The following is an 18,349-nucleotide window of genomic DNA, read 5'->3' on the forward strand; positions in this document are numbered from 1 at the left end:
AAGATATGTTAACCATAGCAGATCAAACTTTTAGCTCCCGCCTCTTTACCGGTACCGGAAAATTCAGTTCGGCCAGAGAGATGGAAAGCGCCTTAATTGCCTCGGCCTCCGAACTGGTTACCGTGGCCCTTAAACGTGTTGATTTAAAAGGAAAAGACGATGATATCCTTCATCACCTTAAATATCCGCACATTAATTTATTGCCCAATACCTCTGGTGTGCGCAATGCAAAGGAAGCCGTTTTTGCTGCTCAACTGGCACGCGAAGCATTGGAAACCAATTGGATCAAACTCGAAATCCACCCCGATCCAAAGTATCTCATGCCCGATCCGATTGAGACCTTAAAAGCAACAGAAGAACTGGCGAAACTCGGCTTTGTGGTGCTGCCTTATATCCACGCCGACCCGGTATTATGTAAACGTTTGGAAGATGTGGGTACCGCTGCGGTAATGCCTTTGGGCTCTCCGATTGGTAGCAATAAAGGTCTCCGCACCATTGATTTTTTAGAAATTATCATTAGCCAGAGCCGGGTTCCGGTAATTGTAGATGCAGGAATCGGCGCACCTTCTGATGCCGCAAAAGCAATGGAAATAGGAGCAGATGCCGTTTTGGTAAACACCGCTATTGCCATTGCCAAAGACCCAACCAATATGGCCATTGCCTTTAAACTGGCTGTAGAAGCCGGCAGAATGGCTTTCGAATCTAAACTGGGCAGCCAGCAGCATTATGCCGCAGCAAGCAGCCCATTAACCGCATTTTTGGATGAAGAGTTTTAACGAAGTATTCGAATCTTACAACTGGGACGATACCAAAGCCAGTATTTACGATAAAACAGCCGCAGATGTAGAGCGGGCACTAAACAATCCGCAACGGACGCTTGAAGATTTTAAAGCGCTCATTTCCCCGGCGGCATTGCCCTTTCTTGAAGATATGGCGCAGATCAGTCAGCGGTTAACCTTAGACCGCTTTGGCCGGGTGATCCAGATGTACATTCCGCTTTATCTCTCCAACGAATGTAATAATATCTGTACCTATTGTGGCTTCAGCTATGATAATAAAGTAAGGCGCAGAACGCTTAACCCGATGGAGATTATGCAGGAAGTGGCCGTAATTAAAGGCATGGGTTATGATCATGTGCTGCTGGTAACCGGCGAAGCTAACCAGACGGTGCATACCGATTACTTTAAAAAAGTATTGGATCTGATTAGTCCGCATTTTGCCCATATTTCTATGGAAGTACAGCCTTTGGATGTAGCTGATTATGAAACGCTGATTCCGCATGGCTTAAATACCGTACTGGTTTATCAGGAAACCTATCACCAGGACGATTACCGCAAACACCACCCCAAAGGCAAAAAATCAAACTTTTTGTACCGTTTAGAAACCCCCGATCGTTTGGGGCAAGCCGGAATCCATAAAATGGGATTGGGCGTGCTCATTGGCCTGGAAGACTGGCGTACTGATTCTTTTTTTACGGCCCTGCACCTATCCTATCTCGAAAAACAATATTGGCAGAGTAAATTCAGTATCTCTTTCCCCAGGTTACGGCCTTTTAGTGGCGGTTTGGAACCCAAAGTGGTGATGAACGATAAAGAATTGGTGCAACTGATCTGCGCTTACCGTTTATTTAACAGTGAAGTAGAGCTTTCGATTTCCACCCGCGAAACCCAGGCGTTCAGAAATCAGGTCATTAAATTGGGAATTACCGCCATCAGTGCAGGTTCCAAAACCAATCCCGGTGGTTATGAAGTAGAACCACAATCGCTGGAGCAGTTCGAAATATCCGACGAGCGTTCGGCACAGGAAATTGCAGCGATGATCAGAAAACAGGGTTACGAACCCATATGGAAAGATTGGGATAGGAGTTTGATTAGTAAATCATGTTAATAAAAGAAGAACTGAACCGCTACAACAGGCAGATGATTTTGCCTGAACTAGGCCTTGTTGGACAAGAAAAACTAAAAGCCGCCAAAGTATTGGTTATTGGTGCAGGCGGTTTAGGCTGCCCCATCTTGCAATATCTGGCCGCAGCCGGGATCGGAACAATCGGAATTATAGATGATGACGTGGTGGAGTTGAGCAACCTGCACCGGCAGATCTTATACAACCATACCGATATTGGGCTGTCCAAAGCAAAAACTGCCGCAGCAAAACTTAAATTGCTTAATCCGCATGTAAATTTCACTGCTTATGATGAACGTTTTAATCCCCATAATGCTGTAAATATTTGCCAGGAATATGACCTGTTAATCGATTGTTCCGATAATTTTAGCACCCGTTACCTGGTGAACGATACTTGTGTAAGTTTAGGTAAAACACTCATTTTTGGCTCCATTTTACAGTTTGAAGGTCAGGTTGCGGTGTTTAATCATCAGGGCGGACCAAATTACCGGGATCTTTATCCAACACCACCTACCGAAAATATCAATTGCGTAGAAGGCGGCGTAATCGGAATTTTGCCCGGAATTATCGGGATATATATGGCCAATGAAGCCATTAAGCTGATTTGTGGCATCGGTGAAACCCTTTCAGGTAAACTGATGACCATTAATGCATTAGATAACACAGTACTCGTATTCAAAATTGCGCAGGAAAAACAACCGGAAATAGTTAAAAAAGAAGTTATAATTGAAACCACAAAAGAAATCGATCAGGCAACGTTAGAGCAATGGCTTTCAAAATCTGCTGATGAAGTTTTCCTGATCGATGTACGTGAGGATTATGAACATGAGGATTTCAACATAGGTGGAGTGAATATTTCTTTATATGAATTAACAAATGCCATTGAAAACATCCCACAGGACAAAAAAGTAGTTTGTTATTGCCAAACCGGGCAGCGCAGTAAAATGGCGGTGCAATTATTGAACGGAGTTTATAAAGGGAAAGTGTATAGTTTAAAAGGAGGGGTTAGTTCAATTGTTCATTAGTCATTGGTTTATTGGTCATTGTTGATTGCCTGACAGATTAATCGGTTAAATTGCCTTGCACCTCAAGCTATACGCTTATCAATTTTAACCTCAATTTTGCGGCTTCTGGTCACAGAGAACATCAGACTAGATACTTATCTTAATGTACTTAACCTCTTAATGGTAAAAACATCTTTTGTAAGTTCTGCCTCCAGATTGACTAATCGATTAATCCACTCTTAACATGATTAAGTATGGTTTATTGGTTATTAGTTTATTGGTGTTTGGTTCATTGATCATTGCATGATAGATTAATCGGTTGAATTGCTTTACGCCTTAAGCGAAACGCTTATGAATTTCACAGCGCCTGGACACAAAAAATCAGGCTAGTTGATTATCTTAATATTCTTAACCTCTTAATGGTAAAAACATCTTTTATAAACCAACGCCAAACACCCCGCCCCAAACTCAAAAACCGGCTCAATCTTTGCTCCTACCGAAGCTTAAATTTAATAAGGAAACCCATTTAGATCATGAACAAATTACAAGCACTATCCCAAAAATCAAGATTCGCAATTTTAATTATCACAACACTTTTTTTCTCCGCCTGCTCCGAAACTCCTGAACGTTTCTTCGACATCGCCATCCTGAACACCAACATGATCAACGATTTTGCCAGCGCAGATCTGGCCCGGCATATTAACGATGAAACCAAAGAATTTCCTGATATTCCATCCAGTAAAAAGAAAGGCGACGAAGCCGCGGTTAGCCTCAATAATAAAATATTATACCTCGAACAATCGCTCGATAAAGTGAAAAAGCTTTCGGCCTCTGGTGAAGAAGAGAAAGAAATTAAGGCCCTTTCCCAGCAATTATACGAACTCGTTATCCCTGTTTATAAAAACGAATACCTGGCCTACGCTAAATTGTGCGATAGTAAAGGTAGTCAAACAGCTAAAGATGAAATTATTAAAAATATCGATGAAAAATACGGCGCACGTTTCGAACAACATTTTAATGCGTTAATGGAAAAAGGCAAAGTTTATGCCCAAAAGCACAATATCCAGGTAAACTGGGGACAATAAAAACCCCTCTTAATCTTTAAAATACACCTTTATAGCCCAATAGTAATTATGTTATTATTGGGCCGTTTGCTTTACTAAAATCCTCAATACGACTGTTGCTTGTTTCATTCTGATTGCTAATTTTAATCTTCTTTTTAGTCTTACTTGCCCCGATACCGCAAAGGCTTACAAAAAGAGCTGCACATAAAAACCATACTAAACGGGTGAGCATGTACCTGTAATTGGAAGTGTATTTGGTTAAAATCGTGTTAGTAAGTGGTTTTAATACCCTTTGTATATCCTGAGGATAGGCACCGCTGTCGGTAAAAAACTCATGGTCTTTTACAAATCCTTTATACCATACTTTACCTAACGAATAGGTGGTTAAAGTATCGGGTAAATTAATTTTTCTTTGATGCTGTAATTTTTTTTGATCTAATGGAATTATGGTCACACCATTTATTTGTGCATCACATTTTACCGGTTCGTAATGATCATCATCCCAATACATGCATTTCTCATCTGTGGTAGGATTTCTAATTACTGTAGCACTATTCTCCCAGGCCACAAAAGAAGTGGTGCCAATAAAAAGTAGGAGGATACAGGTAGCAATAATATAACGTGTAGGGAATCGGGGTAATTGAATCAGTTCATCAACTTGATCTAGTCCTGTTTTAATTTCTTCTTTGGTGTTATTTTCTGAAATAGAAATAACCTGGTCAGTTAGTTTAACTAAAGGTTTATTTACAGCTTGATTTTCTGTCTCATAGGTTTGTTTAGTAATACCTAAGCCAGTGGACTTATCTAAAAGCTCATTTACATCATTATTTTTTTCTTCTGTGTTACCTTGTTCTTCTATCTCTGTACTTGTGTGAACTTTTTCCTCATCAATATTTGTTTTTCCTTCATCATCATTATCTGTTCCGTTGTTATGTAAGCTCTCACGAAGGCTTTTATAATATGATCCACTAGGCCTAGGCTTAAAGTTAATTAGCCAGGCCAATAGATCGCTATTTCTCTCGTTTGTGGCTGTTTCATCTCTAATATGGTTATATAGCGCTTTAAAATAATCAGATTTAACTTCAGATATTACTTTGCGAAAATCACATTTCATTTTGTCAACATTAAAAAATACCGAAAGTATATCTGCATCATCTTGATTATACCTGCTGTCATAAACTTTCAGACAAGCATTTTTTAAAGCTGCAGTTGTCTCCTTAGGTAGGATCGTATATAGCTCCCCATTATCTCTCATCTTTTTATAGGTAGACAATACTAATTCTGGGTATTCTGGAGTCATTTTTTTAAAATTTTAGCGTAAAAATAGAACGGAACTTGCCGGAATTTTTACGGTTTTCCGGAATTCGAAAGGAATTTAATAAGAATTATTGGAATCTTCGGAATTATCTGAAAACTAGCGATTTGAAGCTTGGATATTTGTCCCAACAATTAATTCAAGCAACGATTCAAACGATAATCTTAGCAAGAACTAAAAGTTAAAATCGAGTAGAAATCGCGGTCGTTATTAGCCGGTTTGGGAAGCAGTTATTAGCTCCCGCGACAGACACTCACCACTTCCCAAAAATTGCAGAAGGCCTTCTGATTTACAGTTTGTAGCAACCCCCACGCAAGGGGCGTGGGGAACTACGTGTACATCACTTTTTAAATTTTTGAATCATGTTTTTTCCAATGTTTATTGCCATATTATTAGGCTTGGTAAGCCCATCTAATACAAATAATAACTGTACCCACGGCGGTACTACCGTAAGTACCAACAGTAACACACCTGGTGATCCGGGTAATGACCCAGGCAACGACCCAGGTGGTGATGATACAGGTGGTGAGGGCTCACATGTTCCACCAAAAAATCCATAACTGTTAATTAATCTGAGATCAGAAACTATCTCAATAACTACAAGTAAGGCAGCAAATGTTGCCTTACTTTTTTGTTTATTAAACTATTCAGGAATATCTAGCAAAAACTATCCTCTTTTTTTATATTTGAATAAATAATCACTCTCAATCTTGAAAAAAACATACATTTTCTTATTTTTTGTTTTGACTGTATTTGCTTGTAAGAAAAAAAGCAGTACCCAGGCAATTGTTAAAAACCAAAATTTTGAGAAGGCTGAATCATTTTATTTTAAAAATAACGACTCTGCATTTTATTATTTCAACAAAGTAACTACAACTGCTCAGGATAGCTTGCTGGTGGCTATGTCTTATAACTATATGGCAGTGATCCAATCAGATGCCGGAGATTATTTTGGAGGACAGGAGAGCCTGACATTATCATTAAGGTTCTTAAATGAACAAAAAGAAACAGATCTTGCTTGTATTGCTTCTAATTATAATGAGTTAGGATTAAATAGCACCTATTTCAAGAAATATACCGATGCCATCAATTACTACAATCTGGCACTAAAGTTTTGCCGAAACGAGGCGTATAGATTACGGTTTCTTAATAATAAAGCATTAGCTTATCAAAGAAGTGGTGCCTATTCAAACGCAATCGATATTTACAATGAAGTTTTGAGAAAAATCCGCGACAAGAAAGAATACGCAAGAGTACTTTCTAACGCGGCTAAAACTAAATGGCTTCAAAATCCAAATTATAATCCAATTGCAGATTTATCAAAGGCATTGCAGATGCGCTATTCAGAAAAGGATGAGTGGGGACAAAATGCCAGCTATGCACATCTTGCTGATTATTACGAAAAGAAAAAACCTGATTCAGCATTTAATTACGCACAAAAGATGTATTTAATTGCAACAAGACTTAATAGCCCTGACGATCGGCTGGAAGCACTCCAAAAATTAATCAAACTTAGTCCGGCTGCGGCAACTAAACAGTATTTTCAAAAATACCAAAAAATTGATGACAGTTTGCAAACCGCCCGCAGTGCTGCCAAAAACCAATTTGCATTGATCCGTTACGATACGGAGAAAAGCAAGGCAGATAACCTCGTGCTGCAAAAAGACAACGAAGGCAAAAGGTATCAGATCATCATCCTCAGCATCGGTATATTATTGCTAACAATTGCCGGTACGCTGTGGTATAAAAAAAGAAAACAACGATTAGAACTCGAAGCTCAGAATACCATCCGCGAAAACAAACTCAAAACTTCGCAAAAAGTACACGATGTGGTAGCAAACGGACTGTACAGGATTATGAATAAACTCGATAATCAGGAGAGCTTAAAAGATAATCCTATTGTTAATGAGATCGAGGAACTTTATGAGCAATCGCGTGATCTCTCCTACGAAAAACCAAAATCGAAAAACCAGTCCTTTAACGAAAAAATATCCGAGCTGTTAAAATCCTTCGCTTCCGAAAATACCCGGGTGATACTTGTCGGAAATTCAGCCCCGTTATGGGAGAAAGTACCCGGGCAGACCAGAGATGAAATAGAACATATCCTTCAGGAGCTAATGGTAAATATGGGTAAACACAGTAAGGCAAGTGATGTGGTGATTAAGTTTGAGCAGGTACAGCAAAAAATAAATATCCAATATACCGATAACGGCATCGGCATTGCAGGTAAGGTGCAACCTAATAACGGACTCACAAATACGGGAACCCGTATTGATGCAATTGGCGGTACAATTACCTTTGATACCAAAGTTGAAAAGGGGCTTAAAATCCAAATCTCTTTTCCGGTTTCCTAATTGTATTAAATATGTTTAAAAGAATACTTATTGCCGAAGATCAAGAAACACAGAATATTTCGCTACAGAAAACATTAGCCGATCTGGGGACAGAAAAACCCGAATATGTTTATTATTGCGATGATGCACTTACCTGGATAAAAAACGCCATTAAAGCAGAGCGCCCCTACGATCTGTTAATTACCGACCTCTACTTTGAGGAAGACCATAACCGGCAAAAAATAGCTGGAGGTGCCGAACTCATCAAAGCTGCAAAAGAAGTGCAACCTGATTTAAAAACACTGGTATTTTCCGGAGAAAGTAAAACGGCTGTTATCGATATGCTGTTTAAGGAAATGAATATTGATGGTTATGTTCGAAAAGCCCGTCACGATGGCCAATACCTCAAACTGGCTATCAATGCCATCCACAATCATAAGAAATACCTTTCGCCTGATTTAAAGCAGGCCAGAAAAGAAAATAACTCGCACGATTTTACCGATCTCGATATTGCCATCATTTCTCAACTGGTTGATGGAACCCCCCAAAAAAACATTCCCTATTATTTACAGGAAAATAACATTAAACCATCTGGACTCAGCAGCGTCGAAAAGCGTCTGAATTTGATGAAGGAAGTACTGGGTTTCTCCAAAAATGAACAACTGATTGCTTATTGCAAGGATGTAGGGATTATTTAATTAGTCCTAAGCTTCAGTCCGTAGTCAATTGATCTATGCTTAAAAATCCCCTCAAGTTACGTCATTTCGAGCGTAGCTCAGCGCAGTCGAGAAATCTATTATAGATCTCTCCACTTCGCGTTGCTCCGGTCGAGAGGACGACCAGTCTATTGGATTTTGTTAATTTTAACAATCTCAGTGTGCGCTGTGACATTTCTCTGTGGTTAAAAAAAGCTAACGTTTAGTGCTTAGTATGGATAATCGCCAAGCTATCAACCTATCGAAAAAGATTGCTTCGGCTCCTTCATTCCGGCCTCGCAATGAGGAAAACGGCTATGCATTAATGACCAATAAAATATTGACAAATGAACCAACATACGGTTTCCCGTAAGGATTCACCACATTCCCCTCATACTTTTGAGCAAACAAAAACAACTATGGGGAAATTTATCATTACCAAAAGAACCAATGGCCAATTTCAGTTTAATCTTGAGGCGTCAAATGGCAGAGCTATCCTCGCCAGCGAGGGTTATACTACAAAAGCATCATGCATTAAAGGCATCGAATCTGTAAAAAACAATGCGCCAACCGATACCAGGTACGACAGAAAAACTGCTAAAAACGGTTCGCACTATTTCAATTTAAAAGCCGGAAACGGCGAAATTATCGGTACAAGTCAAATGTATTCCACTGCCGATGGACGCGAAAACGGAATAGAATCGGTTAAAGAAAATGCACCTGATGCATTAGTTACGGATGAAACCATTTAATGCTAAAAGTTATGGACCTTAAATTAAAATTAGAGCAGCTTCATCAGCGCGTGGTCGGGTTAAAAGATCAGATCAATACCGAAGAGGCTACCAAAAATGCGTTTGTAATGCCTTTTATCCAGATTCTAGGCTATGATATTTTTAATCCAACAGAGGTAATCCCCGAACACATCTGCGATATCGGCACCAAAAAAGGAGAAAAAGTAGATTATGTGATCCGTAAAAACGACCAGCCCATCCTTATTTTCGAATGCAAACACTGGAAAGAAAGTGCCGATGCCCATAATTCGCAGTTGCACCGCTATTACCATGTTTCAAAAGCAAGGTTTGGCGTATTAACCAATGGTACAGTGTACAATTTCTATGCAGATCTCGAAAAACCGAATATTATGGACGAGAAACCTTTCCTCACCATCGATATCGAAGACCTGAAAGATAATGCCATTAAGATCCTCGAAAGTTTTACCAAAAACGAATATAATCTAGAAACCATTCTCGATTCGGCCGAAGGGTTGAAATACATTAAAGCCATTAGAAAGGAATTTGAGAAGGAAATCGACAACCCTTCAGACGAAATCGTAAAGTTATTGGTGAACCGCTTTTTTGATAAGCCCCTCACCGCCAACCGGATGATTGCTTTTAAAGAATACGCCAAAAAAGCTTTGGCCATTTCCATCAACGAATCCATCAGCGACCGTTTAAAATCTGCGCTGAATATCAATGAGAAAATAGAGAAGAAAGATGAGGAGAAAGTAATTTCCGTGACCGAAGATCCTGAAGCTTCGAAAATTGTAACCACCGAAGAAGAACTGGAAGCTTTCCAGATTGTGAAGGCAATATTGCGCGAAAAGATTCCTTCGGCACGTATTGCCGCACGCGATACGCAATCTTATTTTGGTGTATTACTGGATGACAATAACCGTAAACCGATTTGCAGGTTCCATTTTAATACCGCCAATAAATACCTTGAAACCTTTCATAATGGAAAAGACGCAGGAGAGAAAAAACAGTTGTTTAACCTCGATGAACTTTACGATTATAGAGATCAGCTGCATCAAACCATAGCGAATTATTAATTAAACGCTCATCTCTCACGAAAAATGTAGGGGTTGCTTCATGGCCTGTATTGGGAGCAGACAGGGCAGCCTCTCATTTTTTAAGCACAAACCCAGGAGACCTAATCCATCATTCAATCACTCCATCCCTTTCCCATTCATTCAATCACTCCATCCCTCTCTCATTCATTCAATCACTCCATCCCTCTCTCATTCATTCATTCATTCTTTTTCCCACCCCTAAGGTTATCCGTAAGGAATCCGTTTTTAGCCTGAATACCTTAGCGATATGAAATACCTATTTATATTGCTCGTATTCACCATAATGTTAAAAACTGCCCGGGCGCAGAAAATTTTAACCTACCAGTTAATGGAACCCGGTTTTAACAATAAAGTAATTAACGGAACCATCAGCGAAGTTTATACCACTAAACGATATGGAAAAACATTCTGGTGGGTGCGCATTGGCCGTGATACCATTATGCACGTTTGGCCCAGGCACCTCGATACTGCCACTATGAAACCAGGCATCACCCGAACATTTTTATCAATTAAGCACCTCGATAACAACTGGTGGAAGAAGGAAAAATCAGAAGATTATATTAAGCCGAAGGAATAATTTGCGATGATTCGTCATTGCTGAGGAGGCTTTTTCAGCCGAGGAAGCCTGTCTGCTGCAGGTGGGCAATCTTAAACGACAGGTTTAACAAGATCGTCATTTCGACCGCAGTGGAGAAATCTGTTGAGAAAATATAACCATACTTCTTTCATTATTCGCTATGATTTATTTTTTATCTAATTCTTTGATTTGTAGCGTGTTTACATTTTCAGCATCATAAGAATAGTTTTTCGCGTTTACGGTTTCCCGTAAGGAAAGCCTTCTTTATCAGGGTATTTTTGAATCATTAAACAACAATAAAATGATCACAACGGATCCTGTTAAACCATCAGCTGTAAAAAAAGATCACCACAATAGCAGTGTAATTGTGCAAAGGTATGTAGGTGCCATCTGTGCAATAGCCTGTTTTGTTGCCATTTTAAGATTGCCGATAGTTTATTACACTTTCCTCCGCACCATCATTTCATTAGGAGCATTAATATTTATTTACAGTTGGATCAGGCAAAAGAACTATTACCTGGCAGGTGTTTTTGCGTTGGTGCTGATTCTCTTTAACCCGGTTTCCCCCATTTACCTGTATAAGAAAAGTATCTGGATCCCGCTTGATATTATCACCGGAATACTCTTTTTAATCATTGCATTTTATAAAAAAAGTGAACCCGCATCACAGGAAGAAAAGGCCGCGGAAGTTTTACCTGCTCAAAAAACATACTACAGAGACCGGATTATTGCAACGAAACGAGAAAAATAATAATCACATCATAAATCAAACTAAAACTTAATGTTATGATTGCCCAAATAGAAGAATTTTTTAATCCAAAAACAGCTGATGCGCCTCAGGATGAAAATGTGGAGATCAAACAACCTGTTAGCGAAGAAGGGGAGGAGGTAAGGAAAAGAACTTACCACGAAGCCGGTTTCAGAGATGGATCGCGGAACAGTGGTAGTCCACTGGCGCTTTCCATTTGCTTAAACGCCATTTACGCCAGGTTTCAGAATGAAGAAAAAGAGCTGATAGAGAAACAGCAACTGGCAAAAGAGCCCTATATCACTGAGCAGAAAAGCAAGGAGACCGAAATCAAAACACTGGTAATCAGTAAAGAAAGTAAAGAACAGCAGATTGCGAAGGTAGAAACCGATATCAGGGTCGTAAAAGATAATATTGAAGAGCTAAAGTTCGAGATTAACGACCTGCCCCGGAATCCTGAAAAATACCATATCAGTGCTTCAAAAGGTGCTTCGGGCAAGTTCTGGATCGGTTTAATCATCCTGATGCCTTTAAGTTTGTATCTGTTCACTTTTTATATCTCCACTTCTTACTCTGCCTTTTTTAAACCCTTTGATGCCAATAGTACCATCATTATGAATGTGCTGGATTCGAAAGCTTTTGAAAAAGCCTGGCATGATGGTTCGCTTGAAGGCGCATTTGTGACCTTTATTCCTTTTGTGTTTTTAGGACTAGGTTATTTAATCCACATGTTCGGAGAGGTTAAGAGCACTGGGAATTATATAAAAATCGGTCTGCTCTTACTTACTACCTTTATTTTTGATGCTATTCTGGCTTACCAGATCGAAGAAAAGATTTACGAGCTAACCAAAACACTAGATACACCTGAATTTAATATCCCCATTGCCTTTGGCAAAATCCAGTTCTGGGGAATCATCTTTGCCGGTTTTGTGGTGTACCTTATCTGGGGAGTAGTATTCGATTTTATCATGAAAGAACACCGCGAGAAAGATAAAATCAAGCACGAACAGCTGAGGAGGAAAAAGGATATCCAGATTCATCAGGACAGGATAGCCGACATCGAAACCCAAAAAGCGAAATTGATAGAAGAGCTTAATAAATTCAAAACAGATTCGATTGCAGCCCAGGAACGGGTTAAAACCCTTCAGGGCATTATCGATGCCGTAATTATCCCCACTAAAGAGTATGTGCTTTATGCTTCGGAGTACATGAAAGGCTGGATTACGTTTGTTAGTGAAAAGCTGCATATTTCGATGCATGAAAAAATTGTGCTTCAAACAGAATGTATTGACTGTTACAACGAAAACCTTAAAAGCGTAGGGGCCAGCGAAGATTCGCAAAATGCTGTTTACGTCACTAATTTATAACCGCCTGGCATCATGAAGCACACATTACTAAACATATTACTGCCGCTCTTAATTACAGCTGCTTTTACGAAAGAGGGTAAAGCCCAGCCAAAACAGAACCTTAACATCAGCTTTTTACTGGATTTATCTGACCGGATCGATCCTAAAAAGAATCCCGGAATTTATCAGCGCGACCTTCAATATATAAAATCAGTACAAAAAGCATTTACTAACCATGTAAAGGGAAAAAAGATGCTCCTGTTGAAAGACCAGATGCAGGTTTTCTTTAATCCCCTGCCCAATATCCCCAATATAAATCAGCTAAGTCAACAGTTAAAAGTCGATTTTAACCCTAAAACCAGTAAAAAGGACTTTGTGGATATAGATAAATTTTATACTGATAATCCTGCTAAAATTTACCAGCGTGCCATTAAAGATGGTAATTATGTAGGCTCTGATATCTGGAGGTTCTTTAAAAACAACGTTCGCGAATATTGCATTAAACCAGATCATCGGAACATTTTAGTGATACTGACTGATGGTTACATGTATCATAAAGATAGTAAAATAAACGTAGGAGGTAAAAGCTCTTATATTACTCCACAATTTCTAAGTATAAAAAAGCTCACAACTGCAGATTACCAAAGCATTATGAAGAAAAACAACCTTGGTTTTATTGCCTTCCCCTATAACTTAAAAGAACTCGAAATTATGGTATTAGGCATCAATCCTTCCGTTAAAAATCCTTATGAAGAAGATGTAATTAAACAATATTGGGCAGATTGGTTTAAAGCCATGAAGGTGAAAAAATTTGAACTTCGAATAACCGACTTGCCTTCCAGTTTAGACCCTATAATTGAAAGTTTTATTAAACAATAATTGAATTCTAACTATTTTTTATATTTAATAAGCTGATTATAAGCATAGAACTAAATCTTATAATTTTCTAAAACCATCCCTCAAATCATGAAAACACTCTCTTTACTCCTTATTTTCTTCACCAACATTACCTGCAAAGAAAGCACAACAGTTTACATCTGCAACAGCCCTGGCGCCAAAAAATACCACAACACTTCCGATTGTCGTGGTTTAAGCAATTGCACTTATAAAATTGTAAAGGTTGATATCGAAAAAGCCAAAAAAGACGGAAAAACATTATGCGGCTGGGAAAAGTAAGCCTGCTGCTGCTGTTGCTCACGCTTCAGTCATGCTTTATCCAGCCAGCTGAAAATAAAGGCATCAACTATAGCAATCTGGTTTTTACGGCCAAAGTGATCCGCATTTTAGATGGCGATACCATGGAAGTATTATATCAGGACGAGCCTCTTAAAATCCGTTTGGCACATATCGATTGCCCCGAGAAACGTGGTCACCAGCCTTTTGGAACCAAAGCGAAACAGGCATTATCTGATTTATGCTTCGGACAAATGGTAACAGTGCAGGGCCAAAAATACGACCGCTATAAAAGACTAATTGCCGTAGTAATTAACGACAAAAAACAGGTAGTTAATCAGGAAATGGTTAAACTGGGTATGGCCTGGCATTTTAAAAAATACTCCAGCGATCCGCTTTATGCGCAACTGGAGATAAACGCAAGGAAAAATAAGGTAGGTTTATGGCAGGATAGCATAGCAGTAGCACCATGGGAATGGCGGAAGATGAAGCATGTTTTAGCAAAGTAGTTATATCAACAGACGACATGGCTGAAATTTGGAATAAATATGAAAATTAATTATTACTATCAAAAAATAGTCTGATAGATATAATTGTTAAAAAAGTACTTGAAGAATTTGAGCTTGATATTTCAATATTATTACAAACAGCGTATCTTTTGGTAACAAGTTATTTCCATTAATAACACATACATTTTATACTGATGAGTTTATGGTTTCCCGTAAGTTGCACTCTCATTATTTAAATATCTTTAGGCTTACAATAACTATTGTAAATACTTATTTATAGGTATTGTTCTAATCTGAAAAAACTACTACTTTAAGAGATTTGAACAAACTATGTGCGATTGACATGCTTAAGCTGATGATGTTAGCTATAAGTTAAAAGATAAGAAAAGTTGTAATAATTACTAAATCCTACGAAGATTTTCTGTTGGTAAGAATTAAAATTCCTATCTCAGTAGCAATATAAGGGTTTGATAATATTTGTTGTAGGATTACTAATCAAATGATTATTTAAGGAATATTCAGCGGTAACGGTACCAAACAGAAAAAAAATTAGAAAATATGGCGCTTTCAGGATTATCATTCGTTAAAGAAAATAATTCATTTTATTGTCGGATTGATGTTTTAAGCGATGAATTAAAGCAAAAAATACGTGAGCAGTTAGGGAGTGTTTGGAGCGGTTTTGCAAATATTGAAGATTTACCTGAAATATACTCATACCGACGTACATTAGAATCCTTTTTAGACAGATATCGTTCAAAGAGTGAGGAAACTCAGAAAGGAATGATTGGGGAGTTATTGGCACATATACTCATACCAGAGGAATTTCCTCAGTTTCATTCACTTTCTGTATTGAAGAATAAGGAAGAACGTAGCATTAAGAAGGGTTTTGACATCATCTACTATAAGGAAGATGTGTTATGGTATAGTGAGGTCAAATCAGGAAGAAGTGAAAGCAGATCGCATAATTCAAATGAATATAATGAAGTATTACTTGATCGTGCGCATAAGGGGATAAGTCAAATGTTCGAGTCTGAGCGAAGTTCATTATGGGAAAGTGCGCTAATCGATGTGAAGCTATGCATTAATTCAAGGGATAAAGTTGTTGAACTCAGTAAACTTCTTGACAATGATTCTCCTGTTCACCAGTCAAGCGACAAGAAAAATGTGATACTGATTTCAGTTTTATACCATTGCCCCAGCGATCCCATTCTATTGGAAAAAGTAGTTGGATTTAAGAATAAGGTTGCATCAGAGGATTGTTATCTCGATTCCATAGTTTTTAGCATTCAGAAAAAAACATTTGAGGCAATTGCAACTTTCCTTGAATTAGAACTGGCAAACCATGATTGAGACACCTCAAATAACCATTCGTAAACTACGAAATAGGATAACTACAAGTAAATTTCAAAAGACCTATATCAGTCTAATGATTGAAAGTAGAGGTTCGTTGACCGATGAAGAACTTATTCATTTGTTGAAGTTAGGTGTAATCTTTCTTAATTATGGTGATGATAGTATCCAAAGACTTGGATATAGAATTATCGTGCGTTATTCGAATTTAAATGATGAGTACAGGCCATTATATGATGTGGCCATCAATAAGGGATTTATTCCTGTTTCAAAGTTTATTGAGGAGCATCATTTTAGTATAGCAGAAACCGAGAGCTTTTTCAAAACCTATTTTTCGTCATATCAAGATAATTTCTCTCAAAATGGAATTTACCTTTCATATGGTCAAAAGAAACTGATAGAATTTTCACAGGCTACTCAGGGAGACTTTGTTCTCATTGCTCCAACTTCATATGGAAAATCAGAAATCATAGTCAATAAAGTATATCAGTATCTAAATCAGAAAATATGTGTAATCGTGCCTAGCAAAGCTCTATTAGCGCAAACAAAAAAGAGAATCTTAAATGGTGTAAGGGGTTCTGACGTAGGTAGGATAATTACGCATCCCGAAATGTACAGGGGCGACGAGCAATCCTTTGTGGCTGTGCTTACTCAGGAACGTTTGCTACGCTTGTTGCAAAAAAATCCAAAGTTACGGATTGATGTAGCTTTAGTTGACGAGGCTCATAATATGCTGAAAAAAGAAGAGCGTGCCGTTCTCCTTGTTCAAGTAATGATGATACTTCGAAAGAGAAATACATCTTGCAAATTTAATTTCTTCTCTCCCTTTATATCAAGTGCCTTGAATCTTGAAAACCCAAGAAGTAGCTATAAACTTCTTACTGGAAGGTCGGAAGAATTTATCAAAGTTGAGCGATATTTTACATGTAATACCTTATCAGGAAATCAATTGTTCTTTTATGATCAATTTCTAAACCAATTTACTGAATTACCTTCGCAGAGATATCAAAGTGATACCCAACTGATTCTTGATAAGTCTGCGGGTAAAAATATTGTATATCTAAACCGTCCAAGAGATATAGTAAATTTTGCGCTACGACTTTCCGGCATTATAAACACTGAAATTTCCGTTGCTAAGATTCAGGAAGCCACGACAACCATTGGTGATTTCTTGCATCCCGACTACAACCTGCTCAAATGTATTGAATGCGGTGTGGTGTATCATCATGGAGGAATGCCAGAACTAATTCGGCTGTATGTGGAAAGTATCTTTTCTGATAATAAAGATCTTCGTTACATCATAACTAGTTCCACACTCTTAGAGGGCGTTAATATTCCTGCTGAAAAAATTTTCTTGCTTACAAATAAAATTGGAAGAAGAATATTCACCAAATCCCAGTTTAAGAATTTAATCGGAAGGATATGTCGCTTTAGCGAAGTGTTTGATAAACAGACAGGTAGATTGAGTATGTTGGAGCCTGAAATCTATCTAATTAAAAGTCAATATGAAGCAATTAGTGCTAATCATGCTTCATTTCTAATGACACATGCTAAGTCCGACATAGATCTGGAAGATGAGGTTGAGAATATTCTTTTGAAAGAAGAGACATCCCTACAAACTCAAGTTCAGCGTGACGAACTTCGAAAAACCCTCGAATATCTTGAAAATATCGAACCTGATACAGTAGAATTACCAGGAATGGTATATGTTGATTCGCAAATAGCACAACTCTGCTTTCGTAACAATGTATACGATTTCAACATTGCAGAAAATGAAGCAAGGTTGCTAAATAACATAGAAGAGTTTGGTAGTAATAATAAGATAATCGATACTGAATCTCTCGTTAACGCGATATATGCAATATTCATTTATCAAATTGATGTTACGAGTATAGCCCTGAAAAGACTTGAAAATTTTCCTGCAAGAAGATTCTATTCAATGATTCTGAATTGGCGTACTCAGGGAAGTTCTTACAAAGAAATGATTACGAAGTTTGTTGGGTATTGGAATAGCCTTGAAGATAAGGTTGTTTATTTCGGTTCTGCTTGGGGAGAAATCAAAAGGAATCAGGAAGACTTTGTTGAAAATTATATCGATTTGTCTCAAAAAAGTGGAGCGGAGCGAGTGAATTTGGCAATTCTTAAAATTAAGGAAGAGCAGGACTTTGTCGAATTTAACTTATTGAAATATATCGAAATCCTTTTCGAAATTGGCTTAGTTGAGGCTGATTATTATGAAAAAATTAAATATGGAACATCAGACAAGAGGGTGATTAGCTTACTTAAGAATGGCTTTTCAATTGACCTTGCTAAATGTATAACCTCTGCAGATTATGCTCCTTTTATAAACATCAATACTGACACAGACATTATTGAAATCAATGGATTGATTCCCGAGGTCATGGATGCAAATGGTGAAAACAAACTTTTAATATTTGAAGTGCGGTATCATATGCGTTCCTTAACGTAATACGGGAGCTTGAA

Annotated in this window: 18 protein-coding genes; 17 read left to right on the top strand and 1 reads right to left on the bottom strand. The window is 38.1% G+C overall.

Going from position 1 to position 18,349, the window contains the following annotated elements; translation table 11 throughout:
• Window positions 1–5: 5 nt before the first annotated feature.
• The 4 genes from ABD769_RS11905 to ABD769_RS11920 all read left to right on the top strand — a co-directional run bounded on the left by ABD769_RS11905 (window position 6) and on the right by ABD769_RS11920 (window position 3,991).
• Window positions 6–776, top strand: a complete 771-nt coding sequence (locus ABD769_RS11905) for a thiazole synthase (RefSeq protein WP_344851635.1) — start codon at window positions 6–8, stop codon at window positions 774–776.
• Window positions 763–1,887, top strand: coding sequence for a 2-iminoacetate synthase ThiH (thiH, locus tag ABD769_RS11910; protein ID WP_344851636.1), 1,125 nt, complete (start codon window positions 763–765; stop codon window positions 1,885–1,887). Before ABD769_RS11905 ends, thiH begins: the two co-directional genes overlap by 14 nt.
• Window positions 1,881–2,927, top strand: a complete 1,047-nt coding sequence (gene moeB / locus ABD769_RS11915; RefSeq protein ID WP_344851637.1) for a molybdopterin-synthase adenylyltransferase MoeB — start codon at window positions 1,881–1,883, stop codon at window positions 2,925–2,927. Before thiH ends, moeB begins: the two co-directional genes overlap by 7 nt.
• 512 nt (window positions 2,928–3,439) lie before the next feature.
• On the top strand, window positions 3,440–3,991 hold the full coding sequence (locus ABD769_RS11920) for a hypothetical protein (RefSeq protein ID WP_344851638.1): 552 nt from the start codon (window positions 3,440–3,442) through the stop codon (window positions 3,989–3,991).
• A gap of 46 nt (window positions 3,992–4,037) precedes the next feature.
• On the opposite strand, the gene ABD769_RS11925 is transcribed toward ABD769_RS11920, so the two are convergent.
• A complete protein-coding gene (locus ABD769_RS11925) occupies window positions 4,038–5,270 on the bottom strand; it encodes a hypothetical protein (protein WP_344851639.1) in 1,233 nt (410 codons plus the stop codon).
• A 377-nt stretch (window positions 5,271–5,647) separates the two neighbouring features.
• Between ABD769_RS11925 and ABD769_RS11930 the strand changes: the two genes are divergently transcribed.
• From ABD769_RS11930 to ABD769_RS11990, 13 genes are all read left to right on the top strand, one after another.
• Complete coding sequence (locus ABD769_RS11930) at window positions 5,648–5,845, top strand: hypothetical protein (RefSeq protein WP_344851640.1); 198 nt, start codon at window positions 5,648–5,650, stop codon at window positions 5,843–5,845.
• Window positions 5,846–5,995: 150 nt separating this feature from the next.
• Window positions 5,996–7,639 (top strand): tetratricopeptide repeat-containing sensor histidine kinase, encoded by a 1,644-nt coding sequence (locus ABD769_RS11935; RefSeq protein ID WP_344851641.1) that lies wholly within the window; start codon window positions 5,996–5,998, stop codon window positions 7,637–7,639.
• Window positions 7,640–7,650: 11 nt separating this feature from the next.
• Entirely contained in the window at window positions 7,651–8,316 is a 666-nt protein-coding gene (locus ABD769_RS11940) for a DNA-binding transcriptional response regulator (protein ID WP_344851642.1), read from the top strand.
• Between the two features lie 344 nt (window positions 8,317–8,660).
• Window positions 8,661–9,065, top strand: a complete 405-nt coding sequence (locus ABD769_RS11945; protein ID WP_425568857.1) for a YegP family protein — start codon at window positions 8,661–8,663, stop codon at window positions 9,063–9,065.
• Window positions 9,066–9,076: 11 nt separating this feature from the next.
• Window positions 9,077–10,141, top strand: a complete 1,065-nt coding sequence (locus tag ABD769_RS11950; protein ID WP_344851643.1) for a type I restriction endonuclease — start codon at window positions 9,077–9,079, stop codon at window positions 10,139–10,141.
• Between the two features lie 268 nt (window positions 10,142–10,409).
• On the top strand, window positions 10,410–10,739 hold the full coding sequence (locus ABD769_RS11955; protein ID WP_344851644.1) for a hypothetical protein: 330 nt from the start codon (window positions 10,410–10,412) through the stop codon (window positions 10,737–10,739).
• Window positions 10,740–11,040: 301 nt separating this feature from the next.
• Window positions 11,041–11,490, top strand: a complete 450-nt coding sequence (locus tag ABD769_RS11960; RefSeq protein ID WP_344851645.1) for a DUF6804 family protein — start codon at window positions 11,041–11,043, stop codon at window positions 11,488–11,490.
• 35 nt (window positions 11,491–11,525) lie between these two features.
• On the top strand, window positions 11,526–12,854 hold the full coding sequence (locus ABD769_RS11965) for a hypothetical protein (protein WP_344851646.1): 1,329 nt from the start codon (window positions 11,526–11,528) through the stop codon (window positions 12,852–12,854).
• A gap of 12 nt (window positions 12,855–12,866) precedes the next feature.
• Complete coding sequence (locus tag ABD769_RS11970) at window positions 12,867–13,712, top strand: hypothetical protein (RefSeq protein ID WP_344851647.1); 846 nt, start codon at window positions 12,867–12,869, stop codon at window positions 13,710–13,712.
• Window positions 13,713–13,799: 87 nt separating this feature from the next.
• The gene (locus ABD769_RS11975) at window positions 13,800–14,009 is read left to right on the top strand and encodes a hypothetical protein (RefSeq protein WP_344851648.1); all 210 of its coding nucleotides are present in this window, start codon (window positions 13,800–13,802) and stop codon (window positions 14,007–14,009) included.
• A complete protein-coding gene (locus ABD769_RS11980) occupies window positions 13,991–14,515 on the top strand; it encodes a thermonuclease family protein (protein WP_344851649.1) in 525 nt (174 codons plus the stop codon). Before ABD769_RS11975 ends, ABD769_RS11980 begins: the two co-directional genes overlap by 19 nt.
• Before the next feature lie 558 nt (window positions 14,516–15,073).
• Window positions 15,074–15,865, top strand: a complete 792-nt coding sequence (locus ABD769_RS11985; RefSeq protein WP_344851650.1) for a Hachiman antiphage defense system protein HamA — start codon at window positions 15,074–15,076, stop codon at window positions 15,863–15,865.
• A gap of 76 nt (window positions 15,866–15,941) precedes the next feature.
• Window positions 15,942–18,335 carry a DEAD/DEAH box helicase gene (locus ABD769_RS11990; protein WP_344851651.1) on the top strand — a complete coding sequence of 798 codons (2,394 nt, stop codon included), beginning with the start codon at window positions 15,942–15,944 and terminating at the stop codon, window positions 18,333–18,335.
• The last annotated feature ends 14 nt before the right edge of the window (window positions 18,336–18,349 follow it).

The organism is Pedobacter jeongneungensis, from assembly GCF_039538295.1.
Lineage (GTDB): Bacteria > Bacteroidota > Bacteroidia > Sphingobacteriales > Sphingobacteriaceae > Pedobacter > Pedobacter jeongneungensis.